Raw genomic sequence first — 19,269 nt, 5'->3', positions numbered from 1 at the left:
CGCGTTGTGAAGCTCAAAGCGCTTTGGGCTTAAGTCGGGTTCAGGAGTATCGAATGAGTCAATCAGGCAGTCATGCCGAGACCGGTGGCGCGGCCAAGCCATTGGGCTTGTTGATCGCGGCGGTGGGCGTGGTGTACGGGGACATTGGCACCAGCCCGTTGTACACCCTCAAGGAAGTGTTTCAGGGCGGTTACGGTGTCGAGGTCACGCATGACGCGATACTCGGCGTGCTGTCGCTGATCTTCTGGTCGCTGATCTGGGTGGTCTCGTTCAAGTACATGGTCTTTATCCTGCGCGCGGACAACCAGGGCGAGGGCGGCATCATGGCCCTGACCACGCTGGCGCGCCGCGCCACGGCCAGGTTTCCCAGGTTGCAGATGGTGATGGTGGTCTTCGGCCTGTTCGGCGCCGCGCTGTTCTATGGCGACAGCATGATCACGCCGGCGGTCTCGGTGCTTTCCGCGATGGAAGGCCTTGAGCTCGCGTTCGATGGCCTGGAACGCTGGATCGTGCCAATGGCGCTGGTGGTGCTGGTCGGGCTGTTCCTGATCCAGAAGCACGGCACGGCGCGGATTGGTGTGTTGTTCGGGCCGGTGATGGTGGCCTGGTTTCTGGTGCTCGGTGCGCTGGGCGTGTACGGCATCATGCATTCGCCTGAAGTGCTGCAGGCTGTGAATCCCGCGTGGGGCGTGCGTTTCTTCATCGTGCATCCGGGCATCGGCGTCGCCATTCTGGGCGCGGTGGTGCTGGCGCTGACCGGCGCTGAAGCGTTGTATGCCGACATGGGGCATTTCGGGCGCAAGCCGATTTCCCGCGCCTGGTTCATCCTCGTCCTGCCCGCGCTGCTGCTCAACTATTTCGGCCAGGGTGCGCTGGTGCTGGAGCACCCTGAAGCGGTACGCAACCCGTTCTATCTGTTGGCGCCGGGCTGGGCTTTGCTGCCGCTGATCGGTCTTTCCACCATGGCGACCATCATCGCCTCGCAAGCGGTGATTTCCGGCGCGTTTTCGATGACGCTGCAGGCGATCCAGCTTGGCTACATTCCGCGCATGTACATCCAGCACACTTCCAGCGACGCGCAGGGTCAGATCTACATCGGTGCCGTCAACTGGGCGCTGATGGCTGGCGTGATCCTGCTGGTTCTGGGCTTTGAGTCGTCGGGCGCCCTGGCCTCGGCTTATGGCGTGGCGGTGACCGGCACGATGCTCTGCACCACGATTCTGGTCTCGTCAGTGATGCTGCTGTTGTGGAAATGGCCGCCGTTGCTGGCGGTGCCGCTCTTGCTCGGGCTGCTGCTGGTGGACGGTCTGTTTTTCGCCGCCAACGTGCCAAAAGTGGTGCAGGGCGGTGCGTTCCCGGTGCTGGCGGGCGCGGTGCTGTTCATCCTGATGACCACCTGGAAGCGTGGCAAACAGCTGCTGGCCGAGCGCATCGACGAGGGCGGGCTGCCGTTGCCAATCTTCATCGGCAGTATTCGTGTGCAGCCGCCGCATCGTGTTCAGGGCACGGCAGTTTTCCTGACTGCCCGTTCGGATGCCGTACCCCATGCGCTGCTGCATAACATGCTGCACAACCAGGTGCTGCACGAACAGGTGGTGCTGCTCACGGTCGTGTATGAAGACCGGCCACGTGTTCCGGCCGACCAGCGTTTCGAGGTCGAAGCCCACGGCGAAGGCTTCTACCGGGTAATACTGCATTTCGGCTTTATCGACGAGCCCGACGTGCCGGCGGCGCTGGCGCTGTGTCATCTGCAAGAGCTCGACTTCAGCCCGATGCGCACCACCTACTTCCTCAGCCGCGAGACGGTCATTCCGTCCAAGATGGAAGGTATGGCGCGCTGGCGCGAGGCGTTGTTCGCCTTCATGCTCAAGAACGCCAACGGCAATCTGCGGTTCTTCAAGCTACCGTTCAACCGCGTGATCGAGCTGGGTACTCAAGTGGAGATGTAAGGGGCACCCCCCCGCAACAATCCGCCCAATAAAAAATCCCGGTCACCTCGCGGTGCCGGGATTTTTTGTACCTGCTGGTTCGATCAATTAGCCGCAGGTTTGTTCTGACGCTTGTTGATGGCATCGATCAGGCGTTTGGCAAGTGCCGGGTAGTCTTCGTCGAAGTGATGCCCGCCGGGCAGCTTGACGGCCTCGCCCACCGCTGTCGAGTCGGTGCAGCCGCTGGTTTTGGCTTCTTCGACGCCATACACGCAAAACACTTTGGCGGGTGGCAGTTTGGCCATTTCCGGGCCGGTGATGGCTTCTTCACCGGCTTTACCCAGCCAGCCGTCGACGCGGATTTCGAAGCTGCCGGAACGCGCGAAGGCCAGCAGAATGATGCCGTCGATGCGGTTCTGGTCTTCGACGGCCAGACGGTTATACACCGCAGGCATCACGTCGGCACCGAACGAGTAACCCGCAAGGATGAAGCGCTTTGCGCCCCATTTCTGCCGGTAATGGTTCATCAGGTCAGTCAGGTCGATCGCCGTCTGCTCCGGCGTCTTGTGCTCCCAGTAGTAGCGAAGCACATCGATGCCCACGACCGGGTAGCCCATCTTCGCCATGTCGCCGGCCACGACTTTGTCCAGGTCACGCCAGCCACCATCGCCGGACAAGAACAGCGTTACCGTATCCGAAGGCTGGCTGGCCGGAACCTCGACAACCGGAACACCCAGACCGCCGCCATCGTTCTCGCCCAGGAGCATATGGCGCAGTTCGGTATTGAGGACCTGCGGCAGCGGGATGTCGTAGTCGCTGATGCTGGTGTCGGCGTTGCCTTGATCGCGCACGAATGCGGCGCTCGGATCATCCGGGGCGTCATTCCACGCAGCCAGCCAGTGACCATGGGGTGCGCGCTGCGGCAGCGGCACGTCGCAGATACGCGGCGGTGTGTCGCCTTCCTCGACGACAGGCGGCGGGTTGGAAACGTGTTCCAGAGCGAAACCCACCGAAATGGCCTGCGCCTTGTCGTTTTTCTGGGCCGCCAGCCAGCGCCAGGCCAGAGTCGCACCCGGGCCGATGCCGCCGACCACAGCGGCGTCGCCACCCAAGGTCTGCAATGCGGCATCGAATGTTTTCTGCTGCAGCACGCAGTCATCCTTGGGCAGCACCACCTGAACGATGCGCGCCGAAGCGTCCTTGCTGATTGCCAGCAGTTGTTTGTCGCTGAGCATTTCCTCGGCGGTGACCGCCAGAGCAATGCGGGTTTTGACGCGGTTCGCGGGCGTCACGCTGGTCAGCGGCGCGCCGTCCTCCAGTGTCGAGCGCTCCAGGCTCGCAGGCGGGGCCGGGCGGCTCCAGAGCCAGGCAGCGCCGGCCAGCAGAAGAATGAAGACCAGTGCAATCAGCACATAGCGCCAGATACGTCGAATCATCAGCGTTTCACCAATCCAGTCAGGCCGCCGGCAATCAGGGCGGCAGTATCAGCCAGTGCCACGAGCGGATCGAGTCCGGCCGGCACGGCCATGTAGCGGGGTTCCCAGTCTGGCTGGAACTTATCCTTGAAACGTCTCAGACCCTGGAAGTTGTACAGTTGTTCGCCACGCCGGAACACCATCGAGCCCAGACGCTGGGTCAGTGGCGCGCCTCGGCGCGGTTGCAGTCCGGACAAGGGCACCATGCCCAGACTGAAGCGGGCGTAACCCTGCTGTTTGTAATGCTGGATCAGGCCCACCATCATGAATTCCATGGTCAGCTTGGGGGCCTCGGGGTGCGCGCGCATCAGGTCCAGGCTTGCCAGCTCGTGACTGGAAGTTTCCAGCAGGTTGGCGAAAGCGACCGGCTTGCCCTGGAAATGGACAATGGCGATACGGAAATATTGGAGGTACTGCGGACTGAAACGTCCCAGCGAAAAGCCTTTTTCGCGGACATTCTTGCCCATCAGCCAGGCATCTGAAATGACCTTGAGTTCATCGATCGGCGCTTGACCTGTCTCGTAGATTTCCAGCGACAGGCCATCGCGGCTGCCGCGGTTCCACGTGTAGCGCAGGTCCTTCATCTCCTTGCCCTTGGCCTCCATGTCGAAACGGCGCAGATCGACCCGGGCTTCTTCGCCCAGCTTGATCGCCGTGAGGCCGATGTCCATATAGAACGGCAGGTTTTCGGCGCGCACCTGATAGAACACAGGCCGCGCATGGTGGACGTCGCACAGATCACGGAACTGCCAGATCAGCTCGGCGCGCTGTTGAGTCGGGCCGATCGGGTCGTAAAGCGCCACCAGACTGCGGCCACGATGGGAATACATCAGGAAGGCGTTACCGTCAGGGTGGAACAGAATGGCCTTGTCGCCCGTCAGGACCAGGCCGCCGTCCGGCTGGCTGGAGCTCTTGAGGATCTGCGCGGCCTTGTTCAGGTCTTCGCTGTCGGGAAGTTTGATCACCGGCCGCGCGGTACGCAGCAGCCATGTCAGCGACACCACGACCAGCAGCACCGCGCTACCCATCGCCGAGCGCAGGCCGCGAGGCGCGTCGGCATCCAGCGTGAACTGCCACCAGAGCTGATGGCTGTAGGGCACGTCCTGGTAGACGAACAGCAGCAGCCATATCGACGCACCGACCACGCATGCGCTGGCGATCAGATAAAGCGGCGAGAACGGCACCTCAAGCAATCGGCTGGGGCGATAGAACGACCGCCGAAACGTCGCCAGCAACGCAGCGGTCAGCAGCAGCAGGCTGGCTTCTTCCCAGTCGAAGCCTTTGAGAATCGAGCAGACGGCGCCAACCAGCAGCAGGATGACGGTCAGCATCCAGGCGGCAGACAAGCGCCGGCGCAGTCCTTGAGCAAGCAACAGACACAACACGCCGACCAGACTGGCACCGAAGTGCGACGCATCGATCAGCCGGTGAGGAAGCATGAAGCCGACACTTTCCAGGCGAGTATCAATTTCCGGGGTGGCACCAGAAAACAAGAGCACCACCCCCGACAAAAAAACCAGCAGTGCCAAAATCGGAGCCGCCAGCCCCGACGCCACACGTATCGCCTGTTTGGTGGGGAGCAGGCGCTGAGCCTCGGTGAACAGCAAAGTCAGGCAGGCCAGCAGCAGCGGCAGCACTACATAAATGAGGCGATACAGCAGCAGCGCGGCCGCCAGCGGTGCGGCGCCCAGCTCATTGGCGAATGCAGCCAGCAGAATGGCTTCGAACACGCCGACGCCACCGGGCACATGGCTGAGCACCCCGGCCGCCAGCGCCAGAAGATAAATCAGCATGAACGCGCCCAGCGGCGGCGCTTGCGGCAACAGCAGATAGAGCACCAGCGCTGCGGCTGCCACGTCCAGCGCGGTGATCACCAGCTGAATCACGCTCAGACGCAGGTCCGGCAGGCGCAATGTGCGGCGCCCGGCGCGGACCAGAACGTTGTGCGGGATGTCCTGTTCCGGCAAGCGTCGACGGTAGACGGCCACCGCCAGCAGCACGCTGCCGATCAACACCGCTATCGCAACGGTTGCCAACAGGCTGACCGGCAGTTTGAGCGCCAGCGATGCGCCGGGCAGGTTGCTCAGCGTCGCCAGCGCGGCCAGAGGCGGCAGCGCGCAGCCCAGCGACAAGCTGGCGAACACCGTCATGCGGGCGATTTCCATGGCGCCGACGCCGTGCCGGGAATACAGGCGATAGCGCACCGAGCCGCCGGACAGCATCGAAAGGCCCACTGCGTTGCCAATCGCAAACGACGTGAAGCCGCCAAGAACCAGCGTGCGGGTGGGTAAATTGACGTTGGCGTATCGGCTGGCGGATAGCTCGTAGCCCATGAGAATCACATAACCGATCACTGCCGCCAGCAAGGCGCCACCGAGTGATGGCATCGGTACCGCGAACAGGGCGTCGCGCAATGCGTAAAAATCCATCTCGATCAGCATGTGCCGGCAGGCGATCAGCGCCATGCCGAACAGCATCAGCATGACTGCGAGCCCGATAGGCTGGCGGTACTTGCTCAACAGATCGAGCCAGCGCATGCGTGGGCGAGGCATCGGTGGATTCGCAGCTTCTGCTTGATTGGAATCTGACGGGTTATCGCGCATCAATCACTCCTTGGATCGTGCGCGACAGGATGGAGGTATACAGCCAAGTTACCAATCCCTACGCAAAAAAGATTTCGAGATGTTAGCGCGTGAACGGCCAACGAGCGAATAGCCTGTGAATCGAGGTGGCTCTGTCCAGCTGTGATTCAGCTGCGATTCAGTTTAGTAATCATCCTATCGGCAAATGAATAAAAAACTGTCGGCTTGTAGCGTTTTTCTTACGCGAAGCAAGGAGTTGGCGCGGCTGAGCGAGGGGAAGGCGAGGGAGGAGGGCGCAGATTCTGACAGGCACAAAAAAGGCCACTCTTTCGAGTAGCCTGTTTTGATGTTTGGTTGCGGGAGCCGGATTTGAACCGACGACCTTCGGGTTATGAGCCCGACGAGCTACCAGACTGCTCCATCCCGCGTCTGTGTGGCGGCATTCTACAGCCGAACGCGAAACTGTCAACCGTTAATACAGAAAACCGGCAAATTAACGGCTTTTCTTGAGCAGCGAGGCTAAGTGTCGGGAAGGAAAGGGGTTTGCGCGAAGAGTCCTGTATAGAGCGCCGAGACGGGTCGTCAGGCCGGATGTCTTCGCGAACAGCCGCCCGGCGTAGTGCCGCCCAGCCGCTATCACAAAGCGGGGAACATAAAATGCGCGCGCACAAAAAAGGCCACTCTTTCGAGTAGCCTTTTCTGATGTTTGGTTGCGGGAGCCGGATTTGAACCGACGACCTTCGGGTTATGAGCCCGACGAGCTACCAGACTGCTCCATCCCGCGTCTGTGTGGCGGAATTCTACAGGTAGCTGCTGGAGTGTCAATGTTTAATTGAGAAAAAGTGCTTTTCCGTCAATCGTTTAGCTGCTCGCGTGCGGGCTGCTTATGCCCGCGAAGCTTGCCGTGTGGGGATCTCAGGCGTTTTCCCGCCCGACGTACGTGCATATTAATCAGCGTTTAATCCAGCAAGCGTGGTGCCACATTACGGCGTGGATGAGATACTGCCCGGCCACTGGTTGCAGAATCGCTTCAGGTCATCGATGCAGCGCAAAATCATCCATATCGACTGTGACTGCTTTTATGCAGCCATCGAAATGCGAGACGACCCGAGCCTGGCGTCCAAGCCGCTGGCGGTAGGCGGGTCGGCGGACAAGCGCGGGGTGATTGCGACCTGCAATTATGAGGCTCGGGCCTACGGCGTGCGTTCGGCGATGTCGTCCCGGCATGCCTTGAAACTGTGCCCTGACCTGACCATCGTCAAGCCGCGCATGGACGCTTATAAAGAAGCTTCCCGCGAAATTCACGCCATCTTTCGTGACTACACCGACCTGATCGAACCGCTGTCGCTGGACGAAGCCTACCTGGACGTCTCCCAGGCCAGCCATTTTTCCGGTAGCGCGACGCGCATCGCCCAGGACATTCGTCGAAGGGTCTCCAACCAGCTGCATATCACCGTTTCGGCCGGGGTCGCGCCAAACAAGTTTCTGGCCAAGATCGCCAGCGACTGGAAAAAGCCCAACGGGCTGTTTGTCATCACCCCCGATCAAGTCGAGGATTTTGTCGCCTCGCTGCCGGTTAATAAGCTGCATGGCGTAGGCAAGGTGACGGCCGACAAGCTGGGCCGACTGGGAATTGTTACCTGCACAGATCTGCGCAAGTGGAACAAGCTGGCGCTGGTGCGGGAATTTGGCAGCTTCGGTGAGCGGCTCTGGAATCTGTCCCACGGCATCGATGACCGTCCAGTCCACAACGACAGTCGTCGGCAATCCGTAAGCGTCGAAAATACCTACGACACCGATCTGCCTGACCTGGCCAGTTGTCTAGCCAAGCTTCCTGCGTTGATGGAAACGCTCGCGACCCGAATGGCGCGCATGGAAGGGCAATACCGCGCCGGTAAACCCTTTGTGAAAGTGAAGTTTCACGACTTTACCCAGACAACTCTGGAGCAGGCGGGGGCAGGGCGGGATCTGAGCAGCTACGAGCAGTTGCTCTCTCAGGCGTTTGCCCGGGGCGGCAAACCTGTGCGGCTTTTGGGAATCGGCGTGCGGCTGCACGATTTACGGGCTGCCCACGAGCAACTGGAATTATTCAGCCACTGAGCAAGGGCTTCGATTGGCGAAGCCCGCCCTGTTCATTCGGCTGAGTGTTCTTCGGCTGAGGGTGCGACCAGTCGGCCAGCGTCCCGGGCCAGTGACTTCAAGAATTCCTTCTGCAGCTGCTGATCGTTGCGGGTCAGTTCGATCAGGCTCTGCTCAAGCTCACTGGCTTCTTCTTCCAGACCAAGTTCCGAAAGACGTTTGACGCGATGCACCCACTGGCTGACCTCGTCGTCTTCCAGATCGTCGTAGATCAGCGCGTGTGCTTCCAGCAATTTGCCGCGCAACGAACGACTGACCGGCAGGCTTGCATCAGCGCGCGCGTTGTCCTGCTCATCCTCGACGTTGAAGTACAAGCGCGTGACGTGGCTCAGGTCCTGTTCGGCAAACGGGCTTTCGAGCAGGTTGACCCGCAGCATACCGTTGCGATCGGTGCTCAGCTCGTGGGTTTCGCTGCCGGCCTTGACCATGACCGGACGCTCATTCCAGGGCAGCGTGGAGTTTTCGATCCGCTTGTCCTTCTGAACTTCGTGAATGCCTGCCAGGTTTTGCTGAGCCCGGCCGTTGGACGGCGCGTTCATGAACGGATTGAGCCCGGCCACGCCGTAGCTGATCCAGTCGCGGGTGACGCTGTCGGGCAATGTGCCAAGGGCCAGCACATTGACTACGTTGGCACCAACGCCCGCGACAACCGCCACCGCGCCCAGCGGAATCTCATAGACCTCTCGCCAGGGCTGGTACGGGGTGTAGCGGTCGTAATGACGGGTGACTTCGAAGTCGGTGACTTCGAAAGACTTGTATTCGTGGATGCGCACGCGACGTTGCGGCAGCTCCAGTGTTTTCGGCTCGCCGAGATCGACCTGCAGTTTGTGTTCAAGCAGTTTTCGCTCGACACGCTCTTCATGCTCGCTGCGCTGAGACAGATGATTGGCACAACCGCTGACCATGAAAGCGCCACACAGGACGACGCCGCCGAAGGTTAAGGTGCTTGATTTGAACATGGGATCTCTTGATGCGCAGAGGGCGGATACCAAGCGGGCGCCCCGGCGACTGATCGCCAGGGCGCGTACCGACTCAGCGCTTCACGCGGCTCTTGATGAACGACAGCACGTCGGCGACCGCAATGGCTTGAGGTTCCGACTCGGTTCGACTCTTGTACTCGAGATTGCCTTCGGCAAGACCGCGATCGCTGACGACGATACGGTGCGGGATGCCGATCAGCTCCATGTCGGCAAACTTGATGCCGGGGCTGGTCTTCTTGTCGCGGTCGTCAAGCAGCACTTCGAAGCCTGCGGCTGTCAGCTCGGCGTACAGGTTGTCGGTCGCTTCACGAACGGCGTCGGTTTCATAGCGCAATGGCACCAGCGCAATGTGGAACGGCGCGAGGGTGTCGTTCCAGATGATGCCGTTTTCATCGCTGTTCTGTTCGATGGCGGCAGCGACCACGCGGGACACGCCAATGCCATAGCAACCCATCGACAGGTTGACCGGCTTGCCGTTTTCGCCCAGGACCTGGCACTTCATCGCTTCGCTGTACTTGGTGCCCAGCTGGAAGATATGGCCAACTTCGATGCCACGCTTGATTTCCAGCGTGCCTTTACCGTCCGGGCTCGGATCGCCAGCGACCACGTTGCGGAGGTCGGCAACGGTCGGAACCGGCAGATCGCGTTCCCAGTTCACGCCGAAGTAATGCTTGTCGTCGACGTTGGCGCCAACGCTGAAATCGCTCATCAGCTCGACGGAGCGGTCGATGATGCAAGGCAGCGGCAGATTGATCGGGCCGAGCGAACCCGCGCCGGCGCCGATGGCGTCGCGCAGTTCGGCGTCGGAGGCCATGACCAGCGGGCTGGCGACCTGCTCCAGCTTGGAAGCCTTGATCTCATTGAGCTCGTGATCGCCGCGGATGATCAGCGCGACCAGCTTGCCTTCTTCGGCTGCGTGGACGATCAGCGTCTTGACGGTTTTTTCGATAGGCAGGTTGTAGCCTTCGACCAGTTGCGCGATGGTCTTCGCGTCTGGTGTATCGACCAGGCGCAGCTCTTCGGTCGGCGCCGGGCGGGACTTCTCGCGAGGCACGGCTTCGGCTTTTTCGATGTTCGCCGCGTAGTCGGAGCCGTTGCTGAACACGATATCGTCTTCGCCGGATTCAGCCAGAACATGGAATTCGTGGGAACCGGCACCACCGATAGAGCCGTTGTCGGCCTCGACCGGACGGAATTTCAGCCCCAGGCGGGTGAAGATGTTGCTGTACGCCAGATGCATGCGGTCGTAGGTCTGCTGCAACGAAGCATGATCGGCATGGAACGAGTAGGCGTCCTTCATGACGAACTCACGGCCACGCATCAGGCCGAAGCGTGGACGGATCTCGTCACGGAATTTGGTCTGGATCTGGTACATGTTGATCGGCAGCTGCTTGTAGCTGTTGAGCTCGTTGCGGGCCAGATCGGTGATCACTTCTTCGTGGGTCGGGCCCAGGCAGAAGTCGCGCTGATGACGGTCGACCAGACGCATCAGTTCAGGACCGTATTGTTCCCAGCGGCCTGATTCCTGCCACAGTTCAGCGGGCTGGATGCCCGGCATGAGGATTTCCAGTGCGCCGGCGGCGTCCATTTCCTGGCGAACGATAGCTTCTACCTTACGCAGAACGCGCAGCCCCATGGGCAGCCAGGTATAAAGGCCGGAAGCGAGTTTGCGAATCATGCCGGCACGCAGCATCAGCTGATGGCTGACCACGACCGCGTCGGAAGGGGTTTCTTTCTGTGTGGCGAGCAAAAATTGACTGGTGCGCATGGTTGGCCGTTGTCGGTTGCTGAGACTGGATATGACCCGGCATTGTACGGCGGTGTTCCAGTGGCGTACAGGGCGGGGCGGGCGAGCAGGGTGTGCGAACAAGCGGTTCGGGCGGAATGAAAAAACCCGGCAAGGGCCGGGTTTTTTCGATTAACGAGCCGCAGTGACGATTACAGGATCGAAATCGGGTAGTCGACGATCAGGCGGAACTCGTTGACGTCGCCTTCTCCCTGGTCAGCGTTGGCGCGGTGCCAGGCTTGACGGATGCGGAACGACAGGTCTTTGGCCGGGCCTGTCTGTACTACATATTTAGCTTCCAGGTTGGTCTCGAAGTGCTTGCCATTGGCACCGTAGATCGGATCGCCGGTCTCTGCGTCGCGATAGCCCGAGTTTGTCGGCGCGTTGGTGCCGTCAATATCAGTACCCTTGATGTAACGGGTCATGAAGCTCAGGCCCGGTACGCCATATGGCGCCATGTTCAGGTCATAACGCACCTGCCAGGATTTCTCGCCAGGACCGTTGAAGTCGGAATACTGGATAGAGTTGGCGAGGAAGATCGAGTCGCCGCCACGGTTGTTGTCACCAATACCGATATAGTCGAACGGGGTATCACCGTGGACTTTCTGGTATGCCAGTGTGACGGTGTGGGCTGCAAGGAACGAGTAGGCAACCGAGCCGGACCAGGTGGTGTTGTTGATAGAGCCGACTTCGGCGCTGCCTTCATCCATCGTGCGATAAAGGTTGGCATCGAACGCCAGAGACTGGTCGTCGCTCAGCGGCATGGTGTAGTTCACGTTGCCGTAATACTGGTTCCAGATGTCTTCGAGCTTGGCTGCATAGAATGCGACGCCCAGACTGTCGGTAACCGCGTACTTGCCACCCACGAAGTCTGCACTGTTGGCCTCGATGCCCGCATAGTTGGCGAAGATGCCGCCAGTGTGGGAAGTGTCGTTCTGGCTGGTGCCCGAGTAGAAGTGGCCCGCTTCAAGATCAAGACCTGCGATCTCGCTGCTCTGCAGGCTCAGGCCGCTGGCGGTCTGAGGCAACAGGCGCGAGCCGCCGACTGCGAATACTGGAGCGGTCGGCTGCATGTCACCGATTTTCAGCTCAGTTTTCGAAACACGGAACTTCGCGGCAGCGCCAGCCTTTGCGAGAGTGTCTTCGGTGTCGCCTGTGGTGCGGTTGAATGCCAGGTTGGTGGAACCTGCGTACCTGTCTGGACCCCAGAGTTTGAGACCGAAATACCCAAAGGCTTCAACACCTACCCCGACGGTGCCCTGGGTGTAGCCGGAGCTGAAGTTGCCCCACAGGCCCTGAGTCCAGTCACGGAGGTCGGCGCCACCGTTCTTGTTGTCGCGGTTGAAATAATAGTTGCGCACCTTCAGGTCGAGCGTGCTGCCCTCAACAAAGCCCTTGGCTTCGGCCTGATCGCTGACGAACGGCGCGGCCGTTGCCAGTTGGGCGCTGGCTGCGGTAACGGCCAGTGCGATTGCGCTCCACTTCATCACTCTCATCGTGATTGCTCCTTTGGTTTTCAGAAGAGTTCTGCCGTCCCACCTGTTTTTTTATCTGGGCGGCTCTTTCTTTTTTTGTCGGCGGAAAATCTATATCACGCTGACCGTGGTTGCGATACTTACAGCCTTATCCTTTCGGAATCTTTACAGCGGCGTCGCTCGATGTTGCGTCCAGCTTGCTTGCACGGCGCGCCTTTCATGAAGCGTTCGCCATTTGCTCATCCCCCAGCCAGCTTCCGGTCTATCGGAAATGCCCGCTTTCCTTCAGGACCCAGCCTCTGTTTTCCGCCAGCGGCTGGATGGACCTGTGGGTGATAAAGCAACAAGCGTGCACAAAGTTCCGCCAAATCGAAAAAAAACGTGAAAAATTAAATCTGTTTCTTGGTTCTGTCGGCCAATTCCCTGTTTTTGCTGGTTTTTTGCTCGTCGCGCAATTATCTGCCAAAGGCTGGCTCAAGCAATGCTTGCGGTACGGCTGGCGCTCGGTTGTTACCGGAGTACGGCTGTTTGGGTAATTTTCGGATATAGGGGCGATCTGTAGCACCCTTGTTGGGTTGTTTTGGTGCACTCATGCAGGATAGTGCATGAACTTGGGTCGGGCGGTGTCTTTATCGCCGGCCTGGAGGGTCTTCACTCGATGGTTTGGACAGGCGAGCCTTGCTGGCGTGCTTACGCAGCCCTTTGAAAGCGGTCAGGTAGCCGTCGCGCGGCATGCGCACGTTCAAATAGGTGCGGCGATGGGTGGCGCGTCACAAGATGGTGCAACCGCACAGAGAATGCCAAAACGTGAAGCCAGCGGCGATCCCGAGTATCCTGCCGATTACAGCGGCGCTGCCTGAGCAGGCGGCTGGCCGATCAACCTGGCATCAGGAGTTTCACTGTGTTCTTTCTGGATCCACGTCTTCAACAAGATACCCTGCCGATCGGCGACTTCCCGCTGTGCCGGTTGCTGCTTTCCAATGATTCCAACTATCCATGGTTCATTCTTGTGCCGCGGCGCCCCGACATCAGCGAAGTGTTTCAGCTTGAGGCCGATGACCAGTTGCAGTTGTGGCGTGAGACGACCAGCCTGTCGCAGGCCCTCAAAGGTCCGTTCGAGGCTGATAAACTCAACGTTGCGGCGTTGGGGAATGTGGTCAGCCAGCTTCATATGCACGTCATCGTCCGTCGGCGCGATGATGCTGCATGGCCTGCGCCTGTGTGGGGCAAGCATCCTGCTGTTTCCTACACGCAGGAGCAGCTGGCGGTGATCCGCGAGAAGCTCAAGCCGATACTGGGCGAGGATTTTCGATTTGATGATGTTGGATCTGATGCTTTTCAATATGAGAGGTGAGCACCATGAACCTTGAAGAGCGAGTCATGGAACTGGAAAGCCGTCTGGCTTTTCAGGACGATACAATCCAGGCGTTGAACGATGTGCTCGTAACGCAGCGTCGCGAGCTGGATCATCTGCAGCAGCAGATGGCCGCCGTGCTCAAGCGGCAGGAGGAAATCGGCAACCAGTTCGAAACGTTCGAAGAAGATGTGCCGCCGCCTCATTATTAAGGTGGAGGCAAAAAAAACCGCGGCCCAAGGGTCGCGGTTTTTTTGTCAGGCAAATTCAGCGACGCGGCAGTGCAGCGATCACATCTTCCGCCTGCAGGCCCTTGTCACGATTCATGACCGAGAACTCGACGCGCTGACCCTCGACCAGAACCCGATGGCCTTCGCCACGAATAGCCCGGAAGTGCACGAAAATATCGTCACCCGAATCGCGGGAAATAAAGCCGAAGCCCTTGGAGGTGTTGAACCACTTCACGGTACCGGTATCGCGATTGCCCAGCTCGTGGCTCTGCGGTGCGGGTGCCGGCGAGCGGCGGTAGAAGCTGATAGCCAGATGCAGTGCCACTGCTGCCACGGCAGCCGCCAGGCTGATCAGGATGGCCGGTTGGCCGGCGATGGTTTCAATCGGAACGAGCAGGTTGAGTATCTGAACGACAACGGCAGCGACCAGCAAAGCACTGACCAGGTTTTGCAGCTTGTAACGCGATCCCCGATGCCAGCGCGGGATCACTGGAGCGACCAGCAGATTGAGCAGGCCGAAGAACGCCAGGTAAAGCGCTTCGGGCTGTTGCAGGTAGGAAGACACGGCATCGCTACGCAGGCTGGGTATAAAGGAAAGCAACAAGGCCGCTGCCCCCGTTACCAGATGGACGATTTTCAACATTTTAAAAAGCTCACATGTAAGAAGGATCACGAGAAAAAGCCGGGGCGCCCGGTACGCTTCTGGAAAAGTGAAGGCGTGACGCACGAGCGGGGAACCAGCCTGTGCGCTACAGCGGGATGACAAGCCTGTAACGACACGTCGTGTATTTAACAGCAAAGCCTGATCCTACTCAAATCAAGTACATGCGGTGGGTTCACGATATTCAAGGGCGGAACGCAAGGGCAGGATGAGCGTCAGATGGAGAGCGCTGATCCAGAGCCTTCGACCACGTGAGTGCGGCAGGCGAACGGCCCGCCGGCCTGGCTTACCAGCGGGCGGTCCGTGCCGCTCGGGCAGTTTTTTGTACCGGCGTGCTGACTTTCGTCGTTCGGGGCACGGATTGCTGCGCCAGCGGGTATCTCTTGGTAGAGTAGCCCTTGTTACTGCTTTCCAATCCTCATCAAAAGGGCATGAAACATGGCAATCGATATCGGTATCAACGAAGAGGATCGCAAATCGATCGTAGACGGTCTGTCGCACCTGCTCTCGGATACTTATGTGCTATACCTCAAGACCCACAACTTTCACTGGAATGTCAGTGGGCCGATGTTCCGCACGCTGCATCTGATGTTTGAAGAACAATATAACGAGCTGGCTCTGGCGGTCGATTCCATCGCCGAGCGTATCCGTGCCCTGGGCTTCCCGGCACCTGGTACTTACTCGACATATGCTCGCCTGTCTTCGATCAAGGAAGAAGAGGGCGTCCCGAGCGCAGAAAATATGATCAAGAGTCTGGTTCAGGGTCAAGAAGCCGTGGTCCGTACTGCACGTAGTATCTTTCCTCTGCTGGATAAGGTAAGTGACGAGCCTACGGCCGATCTGCTGACACAGCGTATGCAAGTACACGAGAAGACAGCCTGGATGCTGCGCTCGATGCTCGAGTCCAAGTAAGACATCGGTAACGAGTGGCACCGGGTGTCACTCGTTTCTGTTGACCCGCAAACGCAGCCTGCCGTTCCATGCCCGCATCACTTCCCTTGTGCCGCACCGTCCGCTGTCGTCCGTGACGCTGGCGCAGAATCCTCCCGGTCTCTCGATCGCGGTTACCGATTTAATAAACATATAAATATTAAACACCTCTCGGTTTTTGGTTCAGTTATGTACCGCGTCGAATTCATTCTTCCTTAGCAACCCGTGGTTATGTCCTACAACATCAGCGTGCAGACCCTGCTGGTTAAGGTCCCTCGATTCGGGCTTGATAGCGCTGACATTTATGTATTTTTAAATGTTTCATTCAGTTATCGATTTTGAGTTATCGCAGAGGTGTACAGTCATGGTTCGAGGTGTTGAACGCGGGGTAAAAGATCCAGGTCGCAACGTAGCCATCAACGACGATCCATTTGTCGAAGGTTTCAATATGAATCTGGCGCAGCCGTGCTCGAAGTCTGTTCGGTTGAATGGGCTGGCAACTTGCCTGCGGCTGGAGAAAGTCTACTGGACCATTCTTTCGGCCATTGCGCATTCCAATAACTGCTCGGTGAATGCCGTGCTTTCGTACATTGATAGAGAGGTTCATTTACGCTACGGCGGTGTCAAGAATTTCAGCGGCCTGATTCGAGTCGTCTGTGTTTCACATCTGGCCAAGGCCGGGTGTCTGGATCTGACCCAGCCCTGATCAGTCCTGGCGGGTAATCCCTTTTTTGCGGGCTCGCTGCGTGGCGGGCCTGCCTGTGCGGCGACGCGAGCAATGCGGCTGGCGCGTCGGGCCCGGAACGAACTTATCCTGGCAGGATGAGTTCGTTCGGCTGCACGGCTGCGATTAACTCTATATAATCCTTCGCCTTGCTGACAGGCGTGACTCCTGGGTGGGCGGGGACTGGCTTGAACTGTATGCCGGTGCCTTGCACTATTGAGCACAGGCCAGGAGCGAAAGCCCCACCGAATTTCGAATTACGAGAAGTGAAAACACCATCATGATGCGCAGCCACTATTGCGGCCAACTGAACGAAAGTCTGGAAGGTCAGGAAATTACCCTTTGCGGATGGGTCCATCGTCGTCGTGACCACGGGGGCGTGATCTTCCTCGATATCCGCGACCGTGAGGGCATGGCCCAGGTGGTGTTCGATCCTGATCGTGCGGATACATTTGCCGCGGCCGACCGTGTGCGCAGCGAGTATGTGGTCAAGATCGTCGGCAAGGTGCGCGCGCGTCCAGCCGGTGCGGTCAACCCGAACATGGCGTCGGGCGGCATCGAAGTGCTGGGCTACGAGCTGGAAGTGCTGAACGAATCCGAGACTCCGCCGTTCCCGCTGAACGAATTCTCCGATGTGGGCGAGGAAACACGCCTGCGTTACCGCTTCATCGATCTGCGTCGCCCGGAAATGGCCGAGAAGCTGCGTCTGCGTTCGCGCATCACCACCAGCATTCGCCGCTACCTGGACGACAACGGCTTCCTGGACGTCGAAACGCCGATCCTGACTCGCGCGACCCCGGAAGGTGCCCGCGATTATCTGGTTCCAAGCCGCACACACCCCGGCAGTTTCTTTGCACTGCCGCAGTCCCCGCAGCTGTTCAAGCAGCTGCTGATGGTGGCCGGTTTCGACCGCTACTACCAGATCGCCAAGTGCTTCCGCGACGAAGACCTGCGTGCCGACCGTCAGCCTGAATTCACTCAGATCGACATCGAGACCAGCTTCCTGAACGAGGAAGACATCATCGGTCTGACCGAGAAGATGGTGCGTCAGCTGTTCAAGGAAGTGCTGGACCTGGAGTTCGGTGATTTCCCGCACATGACTTTCGAAGAAGCCATGCGTCGCTACGGCTCGGACAAACCGGACCTGCGCAACCCGCTGGAACTGGTGGACGTCGCCGATCAGCTGACCGGTGTCGAATTCAAGGTGTTCAGTGGCCCGGCCAACGATCCGAAAGGTCGTGTCGCCGCCTTGCGCGTTCCTGGCGCCGCGAACATGCCGCGCAGCCAGATCGACGACTACACCAAGTTCGTCAGCATCTACGGTGCCAAGGGCCTGGCCTACATCAAGGTCAACGAGCGCGCCAAGGGGCCTGAAGGTCTGCAGTCGCCAATCGTCAAGTTCATTCCCGAGGAAAACCTCGAAGTCATTCTGGATCGCGTGGGCGCGGTCGACGGCGACATCGTGTTCTTCGGTGCGGACAAGTTCAAGATCGTCAGCGAGGCGCTGGGCGCCCTGCGGATCAAGCTGGGCAACGATCTGAAGCTGCACACCTGCGAATGGGCGCCGATGTGGGTCGTCGACTTCCCGATGTTCGAAGAGAACGACGACGGCAGCTTCACCGCATTGCACCACCCGTTCACCGCGCCGAAGTGCACGCCCGAAGAGCTGGAAGCCAACCCGGCCAAAGCCCTGTCGCGTGCCTATGACATGGTGCTCAACGGTACTGAGCTGGGTGGCGGATCTATCCGTATCCACCGCAAGGAAATGCAGCAGGCAGTTTTCCGTCTGCTGGGCATCAATGAAGACGAGCAGCAGGAGAAGTTCGGCTTCCTGCTCGATGCTTTGAAGTACGGCGCACCGCCGCACGGTGGTCTGGCATTCGGCCTGGATCGTCTGGTCATGCTGATGACCGGTGCCCAGTCGATCCGTGAAGTGATCGCCTTCCCGAAAACCCAGAGCGCCGCGGACGTCATGACCCAGGCCCCTGGCGTTGTCGATGCCAAGGCATTGCGCGAACTGCACATCCGTCTGCGCGAGCAGCCGAAGGCGGAGTGATGCGGGGCAGGGCGCGTCGTTGCGGCGCGCTCTGATGTCGCCCTTTATTGAGTGAAGCCTTTTGCAGGCCTTGTGCCTGCGAAGGGTGAAGGTGTTTCAAGAGAATCTGGAGCGAACTATGGCAGGTCATTCTAAGTGGGCGAACATCAAGCACCGCAAAGAGCGTCAGGATGCCAAAAAGGGCAAGATTTTTACCAAGTGGATTCGTGAGCTGACCGTTGCGGCCCGTCAGGGCGGCGGCGATCCAGGTTCCAACCCTCGTCTGCGCCTGGCGCTGGACAAGGCACTCGGCGCGAACATGACGCGTGACACCATCGACCGTGCCGTTGCGCGCGGCGTTGGCGCATCCGACGGTGACGATGTCGTCGAGCTGGGCTACGAAGGCTACGGGCCTGGCGGCGTGGCAGTCATGGTCGAAGCCATGACCGACAACCGTAACCGTACCGCCGCGGCTGTTCGCCATGCGTTCACCAAGTGTGGAGGCAATCTGGGGACCGACGGTTCGGTGGCTTACCTGTTCGACCGCAAGGGCCAGATTTCCTTCGCGGCGGGCGTGGACGAAGATGCGCTGATCGAAGCGGCCATGGAAGCGGATGCTGACGACGTAGTGAGCAACGAAGACGGTTCTGTCGACGTGTTCACGTCGTTTTCCAGCTTCTACGCGGTTCGCAACGCCCTCGAAGCATCGGGATTCAAGGCCGCCGACGCGGAAATCGTCATGCTGCCGACGACCAGCGCCGTGCTGGATCTGGAAACCGCGGAGAAGGTACTCAAGCTGATCGATATGCTCGAAGACCTGGACGACGTTCAGAACGTCTATTCCAACGCGGAGATCCCTGACGAGGTCATGGAGCAGCTCGGCTGATCGAGAGCTGCACGTACATCGGGGCCGGAAGCACGAAGCGGTGATCATCACGCCGCTATCGGCCTCCGGCTTCTGCCTTTATGC

15 protein-coding genes, 2 tRNA genes and 1 pseudogene are annotated in these 19,269 nt (G+C 59.4%); 9 read left to right on the top strand and 9 right to left on the bottom strand.

Going from position 1 to position 19,269, the window contains the following annotated elements:
- The first annotated feature begins 53 nt into the window (after positions 1-53).
- Positions 54-1,949, top strand: coding sequence for a potassium transporter Kup (locus tag J3P77_RS16535; RefSeq protein WP_434677665.1), 1,896 nt, complete (start codon positions 54-56; stop codon positions 1,947-1,949).
- 83 nt (positions 1,950-2,032) lie between these two features.
- On the opposite strand, the gene J3P77_RS16530 is transcribed toward J3P77_RS16535, so the two are convergent.
- The 4 genes from J3P77_RS16530 to J3P77_RS16515 all read right to left on the bottom strand — a co-directional run bounded on the left by J3P77_RS16530 (position 2,033) and on the right by J3P77_RS16515 (position 6,769).
- On the bottom strand, positions 2,033-3,364 hold the full coding sequence (locus tag J3P77_RS16530; protein WP_434677664.1) for a virulence factor family protein: 1,332 nt from the start codon (positions 3,362-3,364) through the stop codon (positions 2,033-2,035).
- Positions 3,364-6,006, bottom strand: coding sequence for a bifunctional lysylphosphatidylglycerol flippase/synthetase MprF (mprF, locus tag J3P77_RS16525; RefSeq protein ID WP_434677663.1), 2,643 nt, complete (start codon positions 6,004-6,006; stop codon positions 3,364-3,366). The genes J3P77_RS16530 and mprF overlap by 1 nt, the downstream gene beginning before the upstream one ends.
- 330 nt (positions 6,007-6,336) lie before the next feature.
- A tRNA-Met gene (locus J3P77_RS16520) sits at positions 6,337-6,413 on the bottom strand.
- Between the two features lie 279 nt (positions 6,414-6,692).
- Positions 6,693-6,769 (bottom strand) — tRNA-Met (locus tag J3P77_RS16515).
- A 257-nt stretch (positions 6,770-7,026) separates the two neighbouring features.
- Between J3P77_RS16515 and dinB the strand changes: the two genes are divergently transcribed.
- Positions 7,027-8,085: a DNA polymerase IV gene (gene dinB, locus J3P77_RS16510; protein WP_434677662.1), complete on the top strand. Its 1,059-nt coding sequence runs from the start codon at positions 7,027-7,029 to the stop codon at positions 8,083-8,085.
- Positions 8,086-8,117: 32 nt separating this feature from the next.
- On the opposite strand, the gene J3P77_RS16505 is transcribed toward dinB, so the two are convergent.
- From J3P77_RS16505 to J3P77_RS16495, 3 genes are all read right to left on the bottom strand, one after another.
- Positions 8,118-9,083, bottom strand: coding sequence for a hypothetical protein (locus J3P77_RS16505; RefSeq protein ID WP_434677661.1), 966 nt, complete (start codon positions 9,081-9,083; stop codon positions 8,118-8,120).
- Between the two features lie 73 nt (positions 9,084-9,156).
- Complete coding sequence (locus J3P77_RS16500; RefSeq protein WP_434677660.1) at positions 9,157-10,872, bottom strand: proline--tRNA ligase; 1,716 nt, start codon at positions 10,870-10,872, stop codon at positions 9,157-9,159.
- A 170-nt stretch (positions 10,873-11,042) separates the two neighbouring features.
- Positions 11,043-12,386: an OprD family porin gene (locus tag J3P77_RS16495; RefSeq protein ID WP_434677659.1), complete on the bottom strand. Its 1,344-nt coding sequence runs from the start codon at positions 12,384-12,386 to the stop codon at positions 11,043-11,045.
- A 176-nt stretch (positions 12,387-12,562) separates the two neighbouring features.
- On the opposite strand from J3P77_RS16495, the gene J3P77_RS16490 reads away from it, so the two are divergent.
- The 3 genes from J3P77_RS16490 (at position 12,563) to J3P77_RS16480 (ending at position 13,931) form a co-directional block, all read left to right on the top strand.
- A complete protein-coding gene (locus J3P77_RS16490) occupies positions 12,563-12,901 on the top strand; it encodes a hypothetical protein (protein ID WP_434677658.1) in 339 nt (112 codons plus the stop codon).
- A 365-nt stretch (positions 12,902-13,266) separates the two neighbouring features.
- Entirely contained in the window at positions 13,267-13,719 is a 453-nt protein-coding gene (locus tag J3P77_RS16485; RefSeq protein WP_434677657.1) for an HIT domain-containing protein, read from the top strand.
- Positions 13,720-13,724: 5 nt separating this feature from the next.
- Positions 13,725-13,931 (top strand): SlyX family protein, encoded by a 207-nt coding sequence (locus tag J3P77_RS16480; protein ID WP_434677656.1) that lies wholly within the window; start codon positions 13,725-13,727, stop codon positions 13,929-13,931.
- Positions 13,932-13,986: 55 nt separating this feature from the next.
- On the opposite strand, the gene J3P77_RS16475 is transcribed toward J3P77_RS16480, so the two are convergent.
- Both J3P77_RS16475 and J3P77_RS16470 read right to left on the bottom strand, forming a co-directional pair.
- The gene (locus J3P77_RS16475) at positions 13,987-14,208 is read right to left on the bottom strand and encodes a cold shock domain-containing protein (protein WP_004667445.1); all 222 of its coding nucleotides are present in this window, start codon (positions 14,206-14,208) and stop codon (positions 13,987-13,989) included.
- 105 nt (positions 14,209-14,313) lie between these two features.
- A pseudogene (locus J3P77_RS16470) lies at positions 14,314-14,592 on the bottom strand (cold shock domain-containing protein membrane protein); the annotation flags it as partial.
- 456 nt (positions 14,593-15,048) lie between these two features.
- Between J3P77_RS16470 and J3P77_RS16465 the strand changes: the two are divergent.
- The 4 genes from J3P77_RS16465 (at position 15,049) to J3P77_RS16450 (ending at position 19,185) form a co-directional block, all read left to right on the top strand.
- Positions 15,049-15,522, top strand: a complete 474-nt coding sequence (locus tag J3P77_RS16465; protein WP_434677655.1) for a Dps family protein — start codon at positions 15,049-15,051, stop codon at positions 15,520-15,522.
- Between the two features lie 382 nt (positions 15,523-15,904).
- Positions 15,905-16,246, top strand: a complete 342-nt coding sequence (locus J3P77_RS16460; RefSeq protein ID WP_434677654.1) for a ribbon-helix-helix domain-containing protein — start codon at positions 15,905-15,907, stop codon at positions 16,244-16,246.
- A gap of 298 nt (positions 16,247-16,544) precedes the next feature.
- Positions 16,545-18,320, top strand: coding sequence for an aspartate--tRNA ligase (gene aspS / locus J3P77_RS16455; protein WP_434677653.1), 1,776 nt, complete (start codon positions 16,545-16,547; stop codon positions 18,318-18,320).
- 118 nt (positions 18,321-18,438) lie between these two features.
- The gene (locus tag J3P77_RS16450; protein WP_434677652.1) at positions 18,439-19,185 is read left to right on the top strand and encodes a YebC/PmpR family DNA-binding transcriptional regulator; all 747 of its coding nucleotides are present in this window, start codon (positions 18,439-18,441) and stop codon (positions 19,183-19,185) included.
- Positions 19,186-19,269: the final 84 nt, after the last annotated feature.

The sequence above is a fragment of the Pseudomonas sp. R1-18 genome (genome assembly GCF_051132095.1).
GTDB lineage: Bacteria > Pseudomonadota > Gammaproteobacteria > Pseudomonadales > Pseudomonadaceae > Aquipseudomonas.
The sequence above is the reverse complement of the archived record's forward strand: the minus strand, read 5'-3'. Positions and strand labels throughout refer to the sequence as shown.

Excerpts from the sequence above, each read along its gene's own strand:
- J3P77_RS16535 (WP_434677665.1), top strand. The coding sequence starts at position 54 with ATGAGTCAATCAGGCAGTCATGCCGAGACCGGTGGCGCGGCCAAGCCA.
- J3P77_RS16530 (WP_434677664.1), bottom strand. The coding sequence starts at position 3,364 with ATGATTCGACGTATCTGGCGCTATGTGCTGATTGCACTGGTCTTCATT.
- mprF (WP_434677663.1), bottom strand. The coding sequence starts at position 6,006 with ATGCGCGATAACCCGTCAGATTCCAATCAAGCAGAAGCTGCGAATCCA.
- dinB (WP_434677662.1), top strand. The coding sequence starts at position 7,027 with ATGCAGCGCAAAATCATCCATATCGACTGTGACTGCTTTTATGCAGCC.
- J3P77_RS16505 (WP_434677661.1), bottom strand. The coding sequence starts at position 9,083 with ATGTTCAAATCAAGCACCTTAACCTTCGGCGGCGTCGTCCTGTGTGGC.
- J3P77_RS16500 (WP_434677660.1), bottom strand. The coding sequence starts at position 10,872 with ATGCGCACCAGTCAATTTTTGCTCGCCACACAGAAAGAAACCCCTTCC.
- J3P77_RS16495 (WP_434677659.1), bottom strand. The coding sequence starts at position 12,386 with ATGAGAGTGATGAAGTGGAGCGCAATCGCACTGGCCGTTACCGCAGCC.
- J3P77_RS16480 (WP_434677656.1), top strand. The coding sequence starts at position 13,725 with ATGAACCTTGAAGAGCGAGTCATGGAACTGGAAAGCCGTCTGGCTTTT.
- J3P77_RS16465 (WP_434677655.1), top strand. The coding sequence starts at position 15,049 with ATGGCAATCGATATCGGTATCAACGAAGAGGATCGCAAATCGATCGTA.
- J3P77_RS16460 (WP_434677654.1), top strand. The coding sequence starts at position 15,905 with ATGGTTCGAGGTGTTGAACGCGGGGTAAAAGATCCAGGTCGCAACGTA.
- aspS (WP_434677653.1), top strand. The coding sequence starts at position 16,545 with ATGATGCGCAGCCACTATTGCGGCCAACTGAACGAAAGTCTGGAAGGT.
- J3P77_RS16450 (WP_434677652.1), top strand. The coding sequence starts at position 18,439 with ATGGCAGGTCATTCTAAGTGGGCGAACATCAAGCACCGCAAAGAGCGT.